General features: G+C 57.7%; 17 protein-coding genes and 1 tRNA gene. 11 read left to right on the forward strand and 7 right to left on the reverse strand.

Annotated elements, in window-relative coordinates; genetic code table 11:
• Positions 1 to 2 precede the first annotated feature (2 nt).
• The gene (gene aroB / locus VDP61_RS03220; protein WP_323005515.1) at positions 3 to 1118 is read left to right on the forward strand and encodes a 3-dehydroquinate synthase; all 1116 of its coding nucleotides are present in this window, start codon (positions 3 to 5) and stop codon (positions 1116 to 1118) included.
• Positions 1119 to 1347: 229 nt separating this feature from the next.
• Here aroB and VDP61_RS03225 read toward each other — a convergent pair whose 3' ends face one another.
• From VDP61_RS03225 to VDP61_RS03255, 7 genes are all read right to left on the reverse strand, one after another.
• Positions 1348 to 2565: an FAD-binding oxidoreductase gene (locus VDP61_RS03225; RefSeq protein ID WP_323005516.1), complete on the reverse strand. Its 1218-nt coding sequence runs from the start codon at positions 2563 to 2565 to the stop codon at positions 1348 to 1350.
• Positions 2566 to 2870: 305 nt separating this feature from the next.
• On the reverse strand, positions 2871 to 4688 hold the full coding sequence (typA, locus tag VDP61_RS03230; RefSeq protein WP_323005517.1) for a translational GTPase TypA: 1818 nt from the start codon (positions 4686 to 4688) through the stop codon (positions 2871 to 2873).
• A gap of 157 nt (positions 4689 to 4845) precedes the next feature.
• Entirely contained in the window at positions 4846 to 5448 is a 603-nt protein-coding gene (locus VDP61_RS03235; protein WP_323005518.1) for a YitT family protein, read from the reverse strand.
• A 222-nt stretch (positions 5449 to 5670) separates the two neighbouring features.
• Positions 5671 to 6885: an NADP-dependent isocitrate dehydrogenase gene (locus VDP61_RS03240; protein WP_323005519.1), complete on the reverse strand. Its 1215-nt coding sequence runs from the start codon at positions 6883 to 6885 to the stop codon at positions 5671 to 5673.
• A gap of 104 nt (positions 6886 to 6989) precedes the next feature.
• Entirely contained in the window at positions 6990 to 8135 is a 1146-nt protein-coding gene (locus tag VDP61_RS03245) for an HD domain-containing protein (RefSeq protein ID WP_323005520.1), read from the reverse strand.
• Positions 8132 to 8398, reverse strand: a complete 267-nt coding sequence (locus tag VDP61_RS03250) for a hypothetical protein (protein WP_323005521.1) — start codon at positions 8396 to 8398, stop codon at positions 8132 to 8134. The genes VDP61_RS03245 and VDP61_RS03250 overlap by 4 nt, the downstream gene beginning before the upstream one ends.
• The gene (locus VDP61_RS03255) at positions 8395 to 9054 is read right to left on the reverse strand and encodes an alpha/beta hydrolase (protein WP_323005522.1); all 660 of its coding nucleotides are present in this window, start codon (positions 9052 to 9054) and stop codon (positions 8395 to 8397) included. Before VDP61_RS03255 ends, VDP61_RS03250 begins: the two co-directional genes overlap by 4 nt.
• 213 nt (positions 9055 to 9267) lie before the next feature.
• On the opposite strand from VDP61_RS03255, the gene VDP61_RS03260 reads away from it, so the two are divergent.
• From VDP61_RS03260 to VDP61_RS03305, 10 genes are all read left to right on the forward strand, one after another.
• Positions 9268 to 9744 (forward strand): Rrf2 family transcriptional regulator, encoded by a 477-nt coding sequence (locus VDP61_RS03260; protein ID WP_323005523.1) that lies wholly within the window; start codon positions 9268 to 9270, stop codon positions 9742 to 9744.
• A 30-nt stretch (positions 9745 to 9774) separates the two neighbouring features.
• A complete protein-coding gene (locus tag VDP61_RS03265; protein ID WP_416236481.1) occupies positions 9775 to 10839 on the forward strand; it encodes a cysteine desulfurase family protein in 1065 nt (354 codons plus the stop codon).
• Positions 10840 to 10887: 48 nt separating this feature from the next.
• Complete coding sequence (sufB, locus tag VDP61_RS03270; RefSeq protein WP_415233396.1) at positions 10888 to 12408, forward strand: Fe-S cluster assembly protein SufB; 1521 nt, start codon at positions 10888 to 10890, stop codon at positions 12406 to 12408.
• Positions 12405 to 12743, forward strand: a complete 339-nt coding sequence (locus VDP61_RS03275) for a DMT family protein (protein ID WP_323005525.1) — start codon at positions 12405 to 12407, stop codon at positions 12741 to 12743. The genes sufB and VDP61_RS03275 overlap by 4 nt, the downstream gene beginning before the upstream one ends.
• Positions 12744 to 12758: 15 nt before the next feature.
• Positions 12759 to 13514: a Fe-S cluster assembly ATPase SufC gene (gene sufC / locus VDP61_RS03280; protein WP_323005526.1), complete on the forward strand. Its 756-nt coding sequence runs from the start codon at positions 12759 to 12761 to the stop codon at positions 13512 to 13514.
• Positions 13514 to 14797 carry a Fe-S cluster assembly protein SufD gene (gene sufD, locus VDP61_RS03285; protein ID WP_323005527.1) on the forward strand — a complete coding sequence of 428 codons (1284 nt, stop codon included), beginning with the start codon at positions 13514 to 13516 and terminating at the stop codon, positions 14795 to 14797. Before sufC ends, sufD begins: the two co-directional genes overlap by 1 nt.
• A 6-nt stretch (positions 14798 to 14803) precedes the next feature.
• Positions 14804 to 15280 (forward strand): Yip1 family protein, encoded by a 477-nt coding sequence (locus VDP61_RS03290; protein WP_323005528.1) that lies wholly within the window; start codon positions 14804 to 14806, stop codon positions 15278 to 15280.
• Between the two features lie 3 nt (positions 15281 to 15283).
• Positions 15284 to 15877 (forward strand): YIP1 family protein, encoded by a 594-nt coding sequence (locus VDP61_RS03295; RefSeq protein ID WP_323005529.1) that lies wholly within the window; start codon positions 15284 to 15286, stop codon positions 15875 to 15877.
• Between the two features lie 3 nt (positions 15878 to 15880).
• On the forward strand, positions 15881 to 17101 hold the full coding sequence (locus VDP61_RS03300) for a cysteine desulfurase (RefSeq protein WP_323005530.1): 1221 nt from the start codon (positions 15881 to 15883) through the stop codon (positions 17099 to 17101).
• Between the two features lie 60 nt (positions 17102 to 17161).
• Positions 17162 to 17238: transfer RNA gene (locus VDP61_RS03305), tRNA-Arg, on the forward strand.
• Positions 17239 to 17657: the final 419 nt, after the last annotated feature.

The following is a 17657-nucleotide window of genomic DNA, read 5'->3' on the forward strand; positions in this document are numbered from 1 at the left end:
CCATGCAAACCGATACTGTCCGGGTAGAGCTTGGCCTGCGCAGCTATGATGTGCGGATTGGCGATGGGGTGATTGACCGGGCGGGGGCAGAAATCGCCCCGTTTTTGCGCCGCAAGCGGGCTGCAATCGTCACCGATGAAACGGTAGGCGCGCTTCACCTTGCGCGGCTGCGGGCGGCTTTGTCGGACTCTGGCATCGACAGTACAGCCCTTGCCTTGCCGCCGGGAGAGAGCACCAAGAACTGGCCGCAGTTTTCGCGATGTGTGGAATGGCTGCTGGATCAAAAGGTGGAACGCAAAGACCTTGTGATTGCCTTTGGCGGCGGGGTTATCGGTGATCTGGTCGGCTTTGCCGCGTCTGTCTTGCGCCGGGGGGTGGGGTTTGTGCAAATTCCGACCTCGCTTTTGGCGCAGGTTGACAGTTCGGTTGGCGGCAAAACCGGGATCAACGCGCCGCAGGGCAAGAACCTGATCGGGGCTTTTCATCAACCGACCTTGGTGCTGGCCGATATTGGCCTGCTTGGCACGCTCACGCCGCGCGACTTTCTGTCGGGTTATGGCGAGGTGGCGAAATACGGGTTGCTGGGCGATGAGGCGTTTTTTTCATGGCTGGAAGCGAATGGCCCGGCGCTTGCCGCTGGCGACCTGGCCGCGCGCCAATATGCTGTGCGCCGCTCGGTCGAAATGAAGGCCGAAATCGTGGCCCGCGATGAAACCGAAGAAGGCGACCGCGCGCTGTTGAACCTTGGCCACACCTTTTGTCACGCGCTTGAACACGCGACAGGGTTTGGCGACCGCTTGCTGCACGGCGAAGGGGTTGCGATTGGTTGCGCCTTGGCGTTTGAACTGAGCATGCGCCTTGGCCTGTGCAGTCAAGAGGCCCCAAGCCGGGTGCGCGCGCATCTGCGAACCATGGGGATGAAGGTTGATATCAGCGATATTTCGGGCGATCTGCCCTCGGCTGAGGCGCTGCTGGGCCTTATGGCGCAGGACAAAAAAGTAGTTGATGGCCAGTTGCGCTTCATTCTTGCGCAGGGGATCGGCAGAAGTTTCGTTGCCACCGATGTTCCGGGCGAGGCGGTGCTGGGCTTGCTGAACGACGCCTTGCGCGGGCGTTGAGGCATTGAATGGCGCATCGGTTCAAGCCGATGCTGCCAGCGGGCTTTGCAAACAGAAAAAAAAAGGGCGGGCACCTTGCGCAGCCCCGCTGCCCGACAACGGCCAAACCCTGCAAGATCAGGTTCCGGTCGTGGCGCAGATCAGCCAACAGGGCCCCCCCGCCAGCGCCAGACCATCGCGTAAAAAGCCGTCTACCGCATACCGCCAGATGGTCTGACAATTGCTGTCGTCAGATAATCGCCTTTTCAACATAAGGCGCGCCGCGCAGCACCCGGTCATAGCCCAGCGGTGACAAATCAAGGCTTTGATATGCGCCATGGATCAGCCATTCCGCCGTGCCGCGCCCCATCGCCGGCGATTGCTGCAAGCCATGGCCGGAAAATCCATTCAGAAACAGAAAATTCGTGATCTGATCATGCGGCCCGACAATCGCGTTTTGGTCAAGCGTATTCATATCATAATGCCCAACCCATTCGCGCATTACCTTGATCGCCTCAAACTGGGGAATGCGGGTGGCAATGGCGGGCCAGATGTGGTTTTCCCACAACCCGTGATCCATCGCAAAATCATCTTGCGCGACAGCCGGGTCATGCGCGGCATGCCCGCCCGCCATATAGCTGGTCTTGCCATCTTGCCGGAAATGCACGCCCGAGGGGTCGATGGTCAGGGGCAGGGGGCGGTCTAACGGCTGCTCGGCGGTGAAAACCCATGTGAACCGCTTGCGCGGTTCTATCGGTATCGCAATCCCAGCCATCGCGGCTGTTTTTGCCCCGCGCGTGCCAGAGGCGTTGACAAGCTGGCCACAGGCAATCACCTCGCCGGTTTTCAAGGTTACGCTTTCCACCCGTGTTCCGGCGGCGTTCTTGCCGATCGCAACCACCTCATTGGCGACATATTCGGCCCCGGCCTTGCGCGCTTCTCGGCGGAACATGTCAAACAGGGTGATCCCGTCAAAATAGCCCTCATCCACGGTATTGATGCTGCCAAGCACCAGATCATCGACGGCATAAAACGGATAGGCGGCCTTGATCTGTTCGGGCGTCAGCAAGCGCGTTGCCGCCCCCGCTGCCACCTGCACCTTGTGGCTGGCCCGCAAGACATCGGCAAAACGCTCTGAATCGGCCAGATACATATAGCCAAAATTCTGGATTTTCAGCTTTGGCGCATCAGCCCCCATGACACTGGGCAAATCTTGTACAAATGCGGCCCCGAATTGTGAAATCCTGACATTCAAATCCGTAGAGAATTGCTGCCGGATACAGGAGTTGGTGTGCGATGTCGCTGCATATTCATAGCTCTGGTCCCGTTCCACCACTAAAACCGTGCCGTCAAAATCCGGGTTGCTGGTCAAAAACCATGCTGCCGATGAACCCATCATCGCGCCGCCCACAATCACCACATCATAGGACGCGCGTTTTGGCGCCTCAGCCTTGACCATATTTGCCATTGAAAACTCCAGAGCAGACCTGCCGTTGTTACAGCGCCAGACGGGCATGTTTGCAAGACAATTATCACCATGCCGCCCAGTTTTTGCCACATCACAGCAAGCGCCGGACCAAAACGCAAGTCAGGCCGTGGCAGCCCCCCGACAACATGGTTGAAATGTTCTGCCTTGACGCCTTCCGCATATAAGACTGCCTGAAACCAAGGATTTCAACGCGTTATGCGGTTGACCTTGTTTCACATCAAAGGCGAAACGCTATAGGCATGGGGGTTCAAAAAAGCCCGCTCGATTGAGCGGGCTTTGTTTTCTTATGCCGAGCGCGATTGGCGTTTACGCTCATGCGGGTCAAGGAACCGCTTGCGCAGGCGAATGTTCTTGGGCGTAACCTCGACCAATTCATCATCTGCGATATAGGCGATGGATTCCTCCAGCGACATCCGAACCGGGGTTGTCAGCCGCACCGCTTCATCCGTACCAGAGGCCCGCACGTTGGTAAGCTGCTTGCCCTTCAACGGGTTGATTTCCAGATCATTGTCGCGCGAATGTTCGCCAAGGATCATGCCTTGATAAACCGCTTCCTGCGCGCCGATAAAGAACTTGCCGCGATCTTCCAGCTTCCACAGCGCATAGGAAACCGAAATCCCGTTTTCCATGGAGATCAGAACCCCCTGACGGCGGCCTTGAATCGGGCCCTTATGCGGTGTCCAGCCGTGGAACAGACGGTTCAAAACCCCGGTGCCGCGCGTGTCTGTCAGGAATTGGCCATGATAGCCGATCAACCCGCGCGACGGCACATGGGCGACGATGCGGGTTTTGCCCACGCCTGCAGGCTTCATCTCAACCAGATCGCCTTTGCGCTCGCCCGTCAGCTTTTCGATCACGGCGCCGGAATATTCATCATCGACGTCGATGGTGACCTCTTCAATCGGCTCCATCCGCACACCGTCTTCGTCCTTGAAGATCACGCGAGGGCGCGAGATTGACAGCTCAAACCCTTCGCGGCGCATGTTTTCAATCAACACACCCATCTGCAATTCGCCCCGGCCCGAAACCTCAAACGCCTCACCACCGGCGGTGTCAGCGATCTTGATCGCGACGTTGGTTTCCGCCTCATCCATCAAGCGCTTGCGGATGATGCGCGACTGAACCTTGGTGCCATCTTTGCCAGCCAGCGGGCTGTCGTTGATGCCGAAGGTGACAGTGATGGTTGGCGGGTCAATGGGCTGCGCTTCAATCGCATCCTCAACCGACAGATCGCAAAGCGTATCGGCCACGGTTGCCTTGGTCATGCCCGCGATGGTGACAATATCACCGGCAACGGCTTCTTCAATCGGCTGCTGGCCGATGCCGCGGAAGGCAAGAATTTTGGTGACGCGGAATTGTTCGACCCGATCGCCATCGCGGGTCAGGGCCTTGATCTGCGTTCCGACCCTGAGCGTGCCGGATTCGACGCGGCCGGTCAGGATGCGGCCGATGAACGGATCAGCCGAAAGTGTGGTGGCCAGCATCTTGAACGGCTCGGCGGCTTTGGCAACCTGTGCCGGGGCCGGCACATGCTTGACGATCAGTTCGAACAGCGCGGTCAGATCTTTGCGCGGGCCGTCAAGCTCGGTGTCGGCCCAGCCAGAGCGGCCCGACGCGTAGAGATGCGGGAAATCAAGCTGCTTGTCATCGGCACCAAGGTTGGCAAAAAGGTCGAAACATTCGTCCAGCGCGCGGTCAGGTTCGGCATCGGCCTTGTCAACCTTGTTCAGCACCACGATCGGGCGCAGGCCAAGCGCCAGCGCCTTGGAGGTCACGAATTTGGTTTGTGGCATCGGGCCTTCGGCGGCATCAACCAGCAAGACAACACCGTCAACCATATTCAGGATGCGCTCTACCTCACCGCCGAAATCGGCGTGACCGGGCGTATCGACGATGTTGATCCGCATCCCGCCCCATTCAACAGACGTGGCCTTGGCCAGAATCGTGATGCCGCGCTCGCGCTCGATGTCATTGCTGTCCATCACGCGTTCGGTCGTGGCCTGATTGTCGCGGTAAGTGCCGGATTGTTTCAGCAGCTCATCGACGAGGGTGGTTTTGCCATGGTCGACGTGGGCGATAATGGCAATGTTGCGAAGCTCCATCGGAGGTGTCTCTTTTTCAAATCATTTCGGGTTGCGGTCGCGTTACAGCAGCCGCGCTGCAAACACCACCCCCCATGACGAAAACGCTACGAAAACCGGGTAAAAACTGGTTGAAAGCCTGGCGGGCACAACCGAGAGCGCAACGGCTGGGGCGCTTTCAGGTGGCGATATAGCGGTCGCGGCGGTGGTTTATCGCGATGTTGAGATTGACGACCAAAGCCCCCAGCGCCGAGATGGCGACGGTCGGCAGGTCGCGAAGTGTCAGCGCGATGGCGAACAGGAAGACGTCAAAGATCAACTGGGTGTAGCCCGCACGAAAGCCGGTCTTTTCTTGCAAGATAAGGGCAACGATGCCAATGCCGCCAAGGCTGGCGCCGTGACGGAACAACACGATAAGCGCGACGCCTGACACCGAGCCAAACAGAATCGCGCCGAAAACCGGGTTGAGCGTGTCAAAGCTGATCCAATCCGGCATCAGGATGGTAAGCACCGAAAGCAGGCCAACCGCGATAAAGGTCTTGAGTGTGAACACCCAGCCCATGCGTTTGTAGCCGATCCAATAGAAGGGGATGTTGATCGCAAAGAATACGGCGCCAAAGCCCCAGCCCGTCGCGTAAGAAATCAGAACGGCCAAGCCTGCGGTCTGGCCCGTGACAAGGCCAAGATGGGTGAGAATGACGATGCCGAACGCCGCCATGCCGGACCCGAAAGCAATGCCCTGGATGTCTTCGATCAGGCTGTGGCGGTTTGGATCTGTCATCGGGGCGCTTTGGATTGGGGGTCAGGGGGCTTCCCACGCGAGAAGCTGCGGGAAAGTAGCTAGGTTTTTTATTGAAAAACCGCAAGCCCTGCCGCGCTATGCGCCCTTGGGACAGTGGCGATCAACGCTGTATCAAGTATTTTCCGAAACGCTTTAATAAAAAAAAACAAGCGCGGAGGGCATCAATGCCCCCCGCAGGTATTTGATCCAAGATGAAAGGTGTTAACCCTTCAAGGCTTTGCTCAGGTATTCATCGACCTTTTCCAGATAGCCGATGGTGGTCAGCCATTTCTGATCGGGCCCGACAAGCAGCGCCAGGTCTTTGGTCATAAAGCCATCTTCGACGCAATCGACGGTGACCTTTTCCAGGGTCGCCGCGAATTTCGCCAGCGCGTCGTTGTTGTCCAGCTTGGCGCGGTGCTTCAGGCCCCCGGTCCATGCGAAAATCGACGCGATGGAGTTGGTCGAGGTTTCCTTGCCGGCCTGATGCTGGCGGTAGTGGCGGGTGACGGTGCCGTGGGCGGCTTCTGCCTCCACCGTTTGGCCATCGGGGGTCATCAGCACTGACGTCATCAGGCCAAGCGAGCCAAAGCCCTGTGCCACGGTATCCGACTGCACGTCGCCGTCATAGTTTTTACAGGCCCAGACATAGCCGCCGGACCATTTCATCGCCGAGGCGACCATATCGTCGATCAGGCGATGCTCGTATGTGATGCCTGCGGCTTTGAACTTATCGGCGAACTCCTCATCAAACACCTGCTGGAACAGATCCTTGAAGCGGCCATCATAAGCCTTGAGGATGGTGTTTTTTGTTGACAGGTACACCGGCCAGCCTTTGACCAGACCGTAGTTCATCGACGCACGGGCAAAGTCGATGATCGACGAATCAAGGTTGTACATCGCCATGGTGACGCCCGAGGATGGCGCGTCGAACACTTCGCGTTCAATCACTTCGCCATCTTCGCCGACAAATTTGATTGTCAGCTTGCCGGGGCCCGGAAAGCGGAAATCGGTGGCGCGGTATTGGTCGCCGAAAGCGTGGCGGCCAACGACGATCGGCTGGGTCCAGCCCGGCACAAGGCGCGGCACGTTCTTGCAGATGATCGGCTCGCGGAAAATCACACCACCAAGGATGTTGCGGATGGTGCCGTTGGGGCTGCGCCACATTTGCTTCAGGCCGAACTCTTCGACGCGCTGCTCATCAGGGGTGATGGTCGCGCATTTGACGCCGACGCCATATTTCTGGATCGCGTGGGCCGCGTCAATGGTGACCTGATCATCGGTGCGGTCACGCTCTTCAATGCCAAGATCATAATATTTCAGATCAATATCAAGATAGGGCAGAATCAGCTTTTGCTTGATGAAATCCCAGATGATCCGGGTCATTTCATCGCCGTCAAGCTCGACAACGGGGTTTGCGACTTTGATCTTGGTCATGCGCCACGCCTTTTTGGTTAGGGGATTTGGATTGCCGACTGCTTAGCGCAAAAAAACGGCTTTGGCTAGGGCGGTATGCGATTGTATACCGCGCGCATCGCCAGTCATCGGACGTAAGGCAGGCAGAGCACGCGGATATAGGGCCAAAGCTGTGGGGCCCCATTTGCGACCTTGCGACCGACGCGGGTTTCCAACTGTGTGAGGGTGACATTATATGACGCCCATGTGCCGCCATGGCATTGGATATTCTGCATCACCGGCTGCACCCGGTCCAAAGATTTGGCGAAACGCGCGCTGGGGGTTTCATTGGCCTCAAACTCTTGCCACAACCCATGAAGATCGCGGCCCAACAAATTGGGAAGTAACCCAAAAATGCGCGCGGCGGCTGCTGCCTCGGCGGCTTGAACCTGGGCCGAGGCGTGGGCCGTGCCATTCGCGGAATGAATTGGCACATCCCCGACGTCAATCTCTACCAGATCATGCAGCAACAACATCTTGATGACCCGGGAAATATCAACGCCGGGCCCGGCCTGATCGGCAAGGATGAGGGCATAAAGCGCGATATGCCACGAATGTTCTGCCGTATTTTCACAGCGAGAGGCATCGCAAAGCGTGGTGGCGCGGGTAACGGCTTTCAGTTTGTCGGCCTCGGTCAAAAAGCCAAGACATTTTTCAAAATCAGAGGGTTGGAGGGGGTTGTTGCCAAGCCGCGCGCGGGCAGCGCTGTTGCAATCAGGCCAGCGTATCGGCATGTCTGCGGCGCGGCCTGTGGCAAGATTTTGGCGCACGATCGCGACATGATCGGGCCGAGGGGTTGCAGAACAAAGCACCTGAAACAGCGGTTGGGCATGGTCGATCTGCTTGGCAAAACGGGCGGTCGGGGTGATGCCTGCCTCAAATTCGGCCCAAAGCTGCGCCATGTCCGTGCCAAGGGGCGCGGGCAGAAGGCCAAACAGCCGCGTGGCGGCTTTCGCCTCGGCAAGGGCCTGGCCCGGATTGGGCAGATGAATTGGGTGGTCGCCTGCGTCGATCTCCACCAGATCATGCAGCAACAGCATAAAGATCGCGCGCGCAAGGTCGCAGCCTTCGGGTGCATATTCGGCAAAAACCAAAGCCCAAAGCGCCACATGCCAGGAATGTTCAGCGCTGTTTTCATCGCGCGACCCATCCAGCAGGCAATTTGCCCGCGTAACGGATTTCAGCCGATCGGCCTCATTCAGGAAAGCGAATTGCGCGTCCAGCGGGTTCAATGGTCACCCGCATTGGTAACGGTGGGCGCATCAGAGACTGCCGCGCCACTTTGCGCGGCTGCCAGGGCTTTGGCCACAAATTCGCGGCCCCGGCGTTCCGCAAGACGAACGCGAACCGCCGTCAGATACGCCTCTTGCAAGGTGGGCGATGAAGCCCCGATGACACGGCTTACCTTTTCGTAAAACCGGTCATCGTCAATCTGCTCCATCGCCTCCAATGTGGTTTGGGCAAGGGCATCGCCCAGGTCCTCGACCAGGCTCATCGGGTTTGCTCGGTTATGCGGCGTTTCACATAGCCGGTAACCGTGTCGATCATCGGGGTCATATGCAGCTCATCATCTTTGAAAAAGTGATCGGCCCCCTCAATCTGGGTATGGGTGATGGTGATGCCCTTTTGTTCGTGCAGCTTGCTGACAAGGTTGACGGTATCCTTGGGCGGTGCCACCTTGTCGGCCGTGCCGTTGATCACCAGACCAGACGCCGGGCAGGGTGCCAGAAAGCTGAAATCATACATGTTGGCGGGCGGGGCCACAGAAATGAAGCCCGTGATTTCGGGGCGGCGCATCAAAAGCTGCATGCCGATCCACGCACCGAACGAGAATCCCGCGACCCAGCAATGTTTGGAATTTTGATTTATGGATTGCAGGTAATCAAGGGCCGAGGCCGCATCCGACAGCTCGCCGATGCCCTGATCATATTCGCCCTGGCTGCGCCCCACGCCGCGGAAGTTGAAGCGCAGCACAGTGAAGCCCATTTTGTAAAAGGCATAATGCAGGTTATAGACAACCTTGTTGTTCATGGTGCCGCCAAACTGCGGATGTGGGTGCAACACGATGGCGATCGGCGCATCGCGTTCCTTTTGCGGATGGTAGCGGCCTTCGAGGCGGCCTTCGGGGCCGGCAAAAATTACTTCGGGCATGGGTTTCGCCTTGTCTCTTTCCTGCGGCGGCTTTGATGGACAAAGCGAACCGACATATCTAGAACGGGTCAAAACAGGCCAGTGACGGCCTGCGGTTGATGTTGAGTTAAGCGCCCCGTCAGTGCAGGTCAATGTGTTTGGTGGAACTCGGGCGCGAATTGCCGCAAGAACGGCACTGGATTGTCTGATTATGCGGTTAGGTGGGGGCTGAGGATGAAACTTTCGACAAAGGGGCGCTATGCGGTAGTGGCGCTGTGTGATCTGGCACTTGCCGCGCAGAAAGCTGGCGGGGATGAGGGGCTGGTATCGCTGTCTGAAATCTCTAAACGGCAAGATATTTCCTTGCCCTATCTGGAACAGCTTTTCGTCAAGCTGCGCCGGGCCGGGCTGGTCGAAGCGATGCGCGGGCCGGGAGGCGGTTATCGGCTTGCGCGTACCGCCTCGGACATCCGGATGAGTGAGATCATGGAAGCGGTAGAGGAAAACGTCAGCGCGATGCATCCGGGCGCGGGGGCCTCGGGGGCGATTTCGGGCAGTCGCGCGCAATCGCTCAGCAATCGGCTTTGGGAAGGACTTTCGGCGCAGGTTTATGTCTTCTTGCACCAGACGCGGTTGTCGGATGTGGTGCGCAATGAGATGCGACCGTGCCCGGCGGTACCAGCCCTTTTGGCGGTGGTTGATGACGAATAGGAAAATGGGGGGTAGCCCCCCTTTGCCAGGATGAATGGAGAGAGGCGTGTGACCTTGCGGGGGTATCTGGATTGGAATGCAACCACGCCGCTGCGGCCAGAAGCCCGCGCGGCGATGATTGCGGCGATGGATGTGGTGGGCAACCCCTCGTCGGTGCATGCCGAAGGGCGCGCGGCAAAGGCGCTGATTGAACGGGCGCGGGGGCAGGTTGCGGCGGCGCTTGGGGCCGAGGGGGCGAATATTGTGTTTGTCGGCTCGGCCACCGAGGGGGCCGCGCTGGTTTGTGCGGGGCGTGGCCTGCGCTGTGCAGAGATAGAGCATGACGCGGTGACAAGCTGGTGTGTGCCGGATTTGGCTGTGGATGGGGCGGGGCAGGCAAGCGTGCCTGATCCGGGCCGGGTCGCGCTGCAAATGGCCAATTCGGAAACCGGGGTGATGCAAGATTTGCCACAAGGTCTGGCGATGAGCGACCTGACGCAAGCCTTTGGCAAAGTGCCGCTGGCCTTCAACTGGCTGGGCTGCGATGCGGGCCTGGTTTCGGCACATAAGCTGGGGGGGCCGAAAGGTGTGGGGGCTGTGGCGCTGCGGCAAGGGTTTGAGGTTGCAGCGCACATCAAGGGCGGCGGTCAGGAAATGGGCTTTCGCGCGGGTACTGAAAATATTATCGGCATCGCTGGATTTGGCGCTGCAGCCGAAGCGGCGGCGCGCGATTTGGCGGATGGAATATGGGAAGAAATTGCCCAGTTTAGAAATATTCTAATAAGGGCATTGTCAGCGCTGGCAAAAGATACTATTTTTGTCGGGAATGAAGCGACGCGCCTTCCCAATACGCTTTGCCTGATCGCGCCCGGTTGGAAAGGCGAGACGCAGGTGATGCAGATGGATCTTGCCGGTTTTGCCGTTTCGGCGGGGTCGGCTTGCTCTTCGGGCAAGGTGCGGGCCAGCCGCGTTTTGCGCGCAATGGGCTATGATGAGGCACTGGCCGCTTCGGCGATCCGCGTCTCTATCGGGCCGGGGGTAAGTGAAGGGACGGTTCTGCGCTTTGCAGAAACCTGGGCCAGACAGTATGACAGGCACCGCGCAAGGCGGGGCTGAGGAATGAACCGGGCAGAGGCCTGGCAAGGAGAGATCGAAATGACCGCGATGCCAAAACTTGAGATCGAAGTGCGCGACGGTGTGGACCGTGAGACGATTGAAACCGTCGCTGCCATGTCGGGCAAGTACAAGCACGGCTGGGAAACCGATGTTGAAATGGAATTCGCGCCCAAGGGCCTGAATGAGGATATCATCCGCCTGATTTCGGCCAAGAACGGCGAGCCGGAATGGATGACCGACTGGCGGCTGGAGGCCTATCGGCGCTGGCAGCAAATGGAAGAACCGACCTGGGCGATGCTGAGCTATCCAACCATCGACTATCAGGATATCTACTATTATGCCGAACCCAAAAGCATGCAGAACAAGCCGAAATCCCTGGATGAGGTGGACCCCAAGCTGCTGGCAACCTATAAAAAGCTGGGTATCCCGCTGCAAGAACAGATGATCCTTGCGGGGGTTGAGGGCGCAGATGCCACGCCCGCCGATGCGCGCAAGGTGGCGGTGGATGCGGTGTTCGACTCTGTATCGCTGGGCACCACGTTTCAGGCAGAGCTGGCGAAGGCGGGCGTGATTTTCTGCTCGATCACCGAGGCGATCAAGACGCATCCTGAGCTTGTGAAGAAGTATCTTGGCTCGGTTGTGCCGCAATCGGATAACTTTTTTGCGACGCTGAATTCGGCAGTTTTCAGCGCCGGGTCGTTTGTTTACATTCCGCCGGGGGTGCGCTGCCCGATGGAGCTTTCGACATATTTCCGGATCAATGCCGAGAATACGGGGCAGTTTGAACGCACGTTGATCATCTGCGACAAAGGCGCCTATGTAAGCTATCTTGAGGGCTGCACCGCACCGAAACGCGACACAAATCAGTTGCACGCGGCTGTTGTCGAGATCGTGATTCTCGACGATGCCGAGGTGAAATACTCTACCGTGCAAAACTGGTATCCGGGCGATGAGAATGGCGTGGGCGGGATCTACAACTTTGTGACCAAACGTGCCGATTGTCGCGGTGACCGGGCCAAGGTGATGTGGACGCAGGTTGAAACCGGCTCGGCGATCACCTGGAAATACCCGTCTTGTATCTTGCGTGGCGACGACTCGCAGGGGGAATTTTATTCAATCGCGATTGCGAATAACGCGCAGCAGGCCGATACTGGGACAAAGATGATCCATCTGGGCAAGCGCACGAAAAGCCGGATCGTGTCTAAGGGAATTTCGGCTGGCCGCGCGCAAAACACTTACCGCGGTTTGGTAACAATGCATCCCAAGGCCAAGGAATCACGCAATTATACCCAATGCGACAGTCTGTTGATCGGGTCGGATTGCGGGGCGCATACGGTGCCTTATATCGAGGTCAAGAACAACTCCAGCCGGGTTGAGCATGAGGCGACGACCTCGAAGGTTGATGATGACCAACTGTTCTATTGCCGTTCTCGCGGGATGGATGAAGAGGAAGCCGTGGCGCTGGTCGTGAACGGGTTTGTGAAAGATGTTCTGCAAACCTTGCCGATGGAATTTGCCATGGAGGCGCAGGCACTGGTCGCGATTTCGCTGGAAGGGTCGGTGGGATGACACCCTATGTCGCGCCGGTGGTTCTGCTGGTCGCGTCAAATGTGTTCATGACATTTGCTTGGTATGGTCATCTGAAGTTTCCGGCAAAGGCACTTTGGGTCGTCGTTCTGATCAGCTGGGGGATCGCTTTTTTCGAATATTGGCTGGCAGTTCCGGCAAATCGGATCGGACATTCCGTCTATTCGGCCGCGCAACTGAAGACGATACAAGAGGTCATCACACTGGTCGTTTTTGCTGCGTTTTCAGTCTTTTGGCTGAAGGAAAGTATAAGTTGGATGACGCTGGCGGGGTTCGTGCTGATTGCATGTGGTGCCGCGCTGGTGTTCAAAGGATAGAAGAAGGACAGAAAAATGCTGGAAATCAAGAACCTGCACGTCGAACTTGAAGAAGAAGATAAGGCGATCCTGAAGGGCGTGAACCTGTCGATCAAGCCGGGTTCCGTTCATGCGATCATGGGGCCGAATGGCTCGGGCAAATCAACCTTGTCCTATGTCTTGTCGGGCAAGGGCGGCTATGAGGTTACGCAAGGCTCTGCCATGCTGGAAGGGGTCGAATTGCTGGAGATGGAGCCGGAAGCGCGTGCGGCCGCGGGGCTGTTTCTGGCGTTTCAATACCCCGTTGAAATTCCGGGCGTGGGCAACATGACCTTTTTGCGCACAGCCATGAACGCGCAGCGCAAGGCGCGGGGCGAGGCTGAGCTTTCGGCCGGTGAGTTTTTGAAGATTGTGCGCGAAAAGGCAAAGGCGTTGAAGATTGACGCCGAGATGCTGAAGCGCCCGGTCAACGTCGGCTTTTCAGGCGGTGAAAAAAAGCGCAATGAGATCCTGCAAATGGCGATGCTGGAACCCAAGATGTGCATCCTGGATGAAACCGATTTGGGGTTGGATGTCGATGCGATGAAGCTGGTGTCCGAAGGGGTGAACGCGCTGCGCGCTGCAGGGCGGTCTTTCCTTGTTATCACGCATTATCAGCGGCTTCTGGACCATATCAAACCTGATTTCGTGCATATCATGGCCGATGGCCGCATCGTCAAGTCTGGCGGGCCGGAATTGGCATTGGAAGTGGAACAGAACGGCTACGCGGATATTTTGGCCGAGGTGGCGTAATGGCACAGGTTCAGAAAAAAACCGACGCGCTGGATGCGCGCTTGGCGGCATTGGCCATGCCCAAGGGCGGCTTTTCGCAGGCTGCGCGCGAAGCGGCACTGGCCCGGCTTACACAGATGGGGCTGCCGGGGCGGCGCGATGAATACTGGCGCTATACCGATCCTGCGCTGCTGAACGCCGATACCGCGACAGAATCTGAGGCGTTGCGTGTGCAAACGCCGATTTTCGCGGGCCGGGACAAGGTTCATCTGATTTTTGTCGACGGTGTTTTCGATGCCGCCGCGTCGGATGACCTGGAACTGGCAGGCGTGGAAATTTCGCTGCTGTCACAGGCCGATCTGCAAGATATTCATTGGGCAAGCGGGCTTTATGGGGTTTTGGAAACGGCAGGCCAAACCCCGGTGGCGCGCCCGTTTGCCGCCTTGAATACCATGGCCGCGACCGAGGGGCTTTTGATTTGGGTAACGGGCGCTGCCCCGCGTCCTTTGCACATTGCTTATCGCCAGAAATCAAAGACTTCTGATGCGATCTTGCACCATTGCATCAAGGTCGAAGAAGGCGCTGAACTGACCATGCTTGAAACCGGCATCACGGGGGCGCGCAGCAATATCGTGATGGAGGCGCAGATAGAGCGCGGCGGCAAGCTGCACCACATCCGCCCCCAGGGCCGATCCGAGGGCAAGCAATTGCTGACCCATATCTTTGCGCGCTTGTCAGAAGACTCTGTGTTCAAAAGCTTCACCCTTTCCATGAATGGCAGGTTGACCCGAAACGAGGCTGTGATTGAATTCTCGGGTGATGATGCGACGGCCCATATTGCCGGGGCTGCGGTTGGCGATGGCGCGTTTCACCACGATGATACGGTGTTTGTGACCCATGACGCCGAGCGTTGCGAAAGCCGCCAGGTGTTCAAGAAAGTGTTGAAAAACGGGGCAGTCGGTGTTTTTCAGGGGAAGATTTTGGTTAAACCCGGTGCGCAGAAAACCGATGGCTATCAGATCAGCCAGGCGTTGATGCTGGATGACGACAGCCAGTTTCTTGCGAAACCCGAGTTGGAAATCTACGCCGATGATGTGCAATGCAGCCACGGCTCTACCTCGGGGGCGATTGATGAGGGGGCGCTGTTCTACCTGCGGTCGCGGGGCGTGCCCGAGCGCGCCGCGCAAAGCTTGCTGGTGCTGGCCTTCCTTGCAGAAGCTATTTCCGAGATCGAGGATGACGTCTTGGCGGATGACATCCGCGACCGCATGGAAGAGTGGCTGACCCAGCACGAAGGGAAATAGGCAAGCATGCCCGTTACCACAGATATCGTCCAATCCTGGCGCCGTCCCCGCAGTGTGATGCAGTCGCATCTGGCCCGGGGGCGGTCTGAGCCGTGGGCATTCTCTTTGCTGGTGGCGTTTATGGTTGTGGCCTTTGTGGCGCAATGGCCGGGCGCCAGCCGGAACGCCTTTTATACCCCCGAGATGCCGATTTCTGCGCAGATGTTTGCCATCGGCATGGGGATTCTGGCCTTCATACCTGTGTGGTATTTACTGGCCGCGATGGGCCATTGGCTTGCACGCGCGATGGGCGGGCGGGGCGACCATTACCGCGCAAGGCTGGCGCTGTTTTGGGCGCTGGTCACCGTCAGCCCGCTGATGCTGCTGGTTGGGTTGGTCAAAGGAATGATCGGGCCAGGGCCGGGGCTTACGGCGGTGACCGTGGTGACGGGCGTGGCATTTCTGGGTTTTTGGATCCTCAACCTGATTGAGGCGGAACGGTAAAATATGGAACTGACGCCAGGTTTTTTGATGCGCATGATGCGTGACACGCTTGCAGCCCCGCGTGTGGCCGCGTCCACCATTCTGGGATTTGGTTTTGCGCCGGTGGTCGGTTGGCTGTCGTTGTTGTTGATGGCCGTTGCCTCTACGCTTTTGACCCATGTCAGCTTTGCGATGATGCCAGCCGATGCGCAGGCGTTTTGGGGAACTGCGATGGGCAGCCCGTTGCGCACGGCGATGCTGCAATGGGTGGTTTTGCTGCTCTCGGTGCACGCAATCCACAAAGTCGGGCGCAAGCTGGGCGGTAAAGGCGACCTTGGAGATGCGGTTGTTCTGCTCGCCTGGTTGCAGTTCATCTTGCTTTGCGTGCAGATCGCACAACTGGTTGCACAAGCCCTGGTGCCGCCTTTGGCCGATCTGTTGGGCATTCTTGGGCTGGTGCTGTTTTTGTGGTTATTGACCAATTTTACCGCCCAATTGCATGGGTTTAAAAGCCTTGGGCTGGTGTTCTTGGGGATCATACTTACGATTTTCAGTGCCTCTGTCGTATTGGCCTTTGTCTTTGCGATGGTGATCGGCGCACCTGTCGTGGGAGAGTAAGCAATGTTTGATGTGCAGAAAATTCGTTCCGACTTTCCCATTCTATCGCGTCAGGTGAATGAAAGGCCCTTGATTTACCTGGATAACGGGGCGTCAGCGCAGAAACCGCAAGTTGTGATTGACGCAATGAACCAAGGTTATTCGCATGAATATGCCAATGTTCACAGGGGCTTGCACTATCTTTCCAACTTGGCGACCGATAGGTATGAGGCGGTTCGTGGCAAAGTCGCCCGTTTTTTGAACGCGCCATCTGAAGATGAGATTGTCTTTACCACCGGCACGACCGAAGGCATAAATCTGATTTCCTATGCGTGGGCCGCCCCACGGTTCCAGGCGGGCGATGAGATCGTGCTGTCGATCCTTGAGCATCACGCCAATATCGTGCCCTGGCATTTTTTGCGCGAACGCTTGGGCGTGGTGCTGAAATGGGTGGACTGTGACGCCAATGGCGATCTGGACCCGCAGGCGGTGATTGACGCGATCGGGCCGCGTACCAGGCTGGTGGCAATTACCCAGATGTCCAATGTTACCGGCACCGTGGTTGATGTCGCCAGCATTTGCCAAGCCGCACGGGTGCGGGGGGTGGCAAGTTTGGTTGATGGCTCGCAAGCGGCTGTGCATATGCCGGTGGATGTGGCCGCGATGGGCTGTGATTTTTACACGATCACCGGGCATAAGCTATATGGGCCAAGCGGTTCCGGGGCGATCTTTATCCATCGCGACCGCATGGCCGAAATGCGCCCGTTTCTTGGTGGCGGCGATATGATCCGCGAGGTGACACGCGAATCGGTAAGCTATAATGATCCGCCAATGAAGTTTGAGGCCGGCACCCCCGGCATTATCCAGCAAATCGGCATGGGCGTGGCGTTGGATTATATGATGGGCATCGGGATGGAGGCCATCGCCACGCATGAGCGCGCCTTGCGAGATTATGCGCGCGACCGATTGGCAGGCCTTAACTGGCTGAATGTCCAAGGAAATTCCTCTAACAAGGGCGCTATCTTCAGCTTTACGCTGGACGGGGCAGCCCATGCGCATGACATCTCGACCATCCTTGATAAACGCGGCATCGCGGTGCGCGCGGGGACCCATTGCGCCATGCCGTTGCTGGATCATTTGGGGGTAGGCGCCACCTGCCGCGCGTCATTTGCGATGTATAATACGCAAGACGAGGCCGACAAGCTGATCGCTGCGCTGGAATTTTGTCATGAGCTCTTTGGATGAGCGTTTGACGCGATAAACCCGTTGCAACCCGGCTCTGGTTTCGCTACCTAGTCCCTGTCCGCACCCGTAGCTCAGCTGGATAGAGCGCTGCCCTCCGAAGGCAGAGGTCACTGGTTCGAATCCAGTCGGGTGCGCCAATCATTTCAATGATTTAGCGGTGTCGATGCGGGCCAGAATGGCCGTGCAATCAGTGACACGTCACAACAACGCGCCAAATCACCCCAAGACATAGAAAACCCCGGCGCGCTGCCGGGGCAAATTGAAAGAGCATCAAAAGCCTTGCGGACGAATCGGACATTGAACGCCTTGACTGCGGCCAGTGTCTCGGGGCTTTATGGCGCTTCGCCTTTGGCCTGTTACATAACGCGTTGAAAACCTTGATGTCAGCCCGCGCTATGTGAGGAAGGTTTCAAGACGAAATACTTTAATCGGTATTTACGATGCCTGTTTGTGTGGCTATATTTCCAGCGTCGTCTGTTTTACGATGCGAAGACTGGTTTAAGCGTGCCATCAGCCTGGCTGTGGCCTGTCGTCTGAACCAACAAAAGCGTGGAAG

It is taken from the genome of Pseudorhodobacter sp. (genome assembly GCF_034675685.1).
Lineage (GTDB): Bacteria > Pseudomonadota > Alphaproteobacteria > Rhodobacterales > Rhodobacteraceae > Pseudorhodobacter.

Coding starts and splice junctions, on each gene's coding strand:
- aroB (WP_323005515.1), top strand. CDS start 3: ATGCAAACCGATACTGTCCGGGTAGAGCTTGGCCTGCGCAGCTATGAT.
- VDP61_RS03225 (WP_323005516.1), bottom strand. CDS start 2,565: ATGGCAAATATGGTCAAGGCTGAGGCGCCAAAACGCGCGTCCTATGAT.
- typA (WP_323005517.1), bottom strand. CDS start 4,688: ATGGAGCTTCGCAACATTGCCATTATCGCCCACGTCGACCATGGCAAA.
- VDP61_RS03235 (WP_323005518.1), bottom strand. CDS start 5,448: ATGACAGATCCAAACCGCCACAGCCTGATCGAAGACATCCAGGGCATT.
- VDP61_RS03240 (WP_323005519.1), bottom strand. CDS start 6,885: ATGACCAAGATCAAAGTCGCAAACCCCGTTGTCGAGCTTGACGGCGAT.
- VDP61_RS03250 (WP_323005521.1), bottom strand. CDS start 8,398: ATGAGCCTGGTCGAGGACCTGGGCGATGCCCTTGCCCAAACCACATTG.
- VDP61_RS03255 (WP_323005522.1), bottom strand. CDS start 9,054: ATGCCCGAAGTAATTTTTGCCGGCCCCGAAGGCCGCCTCGAAGGCCGC.
- VDP61_RS03260 (WP_323005523.1), top strand. CDS start 9,268: ATGAAACTTTCGACAAAGGGGCGCTATGCGGTAGTGGCGCTGTGTGAT.
- VDP61_RS03265 (WP_416236481.1), top strand. CDS start 9,775: ATGAATGGAGAGAGGCGTGTGACCTTGCGGGGGTATCTGGATTGGAAT.
- sufB (WP_415233396.1), top strand. CDS start 10,888: ATGCCAAAACTTGAGATCGAAGTGCGCGACGGTGTGGACCGTGAGACG.
- VDP61_RS03275 (WP_323005525.1), top strand. CDS start 12,405: ATGACACCCTATGTCGCGCCGGTGGTTCTGCTGGTCGCGTCAAATGTG.
- sufC (WP_323005526.1), top strand. CDS start 12,759: ATGCTGGAAATCAAGAACCTGCACGTCGAACTTGAAGAAGAAGATAAG.
- sufD (WP_323005527.1), top strand. CDS start 13,514: ATGGCACAGGTTCAGAAAAAAACCGACGCGCTGGATGCGCGCTTGGCG.
- VDP61_RS03290 (WP_323005528.1), top strand. CDS start 14,804: ATGCCCGTTACCACAGATATCGTCCAATCCTGGCGCCGTCCCCGCAGT.
- VDP61_RS03295 (WP_323005529.1), top strand. CDS start 15,284: ATGGAACTGACGCCAGGTTTTTTGATGCGCATGATGCGTGACACGCTT.
- VDP61_RS03300 (WP_323005530.1), top strand. CDS start 15,881: ATGTTTGATGTGCAGAAAATTCGTTCCGACTTTCCCATTCTATCGCGT.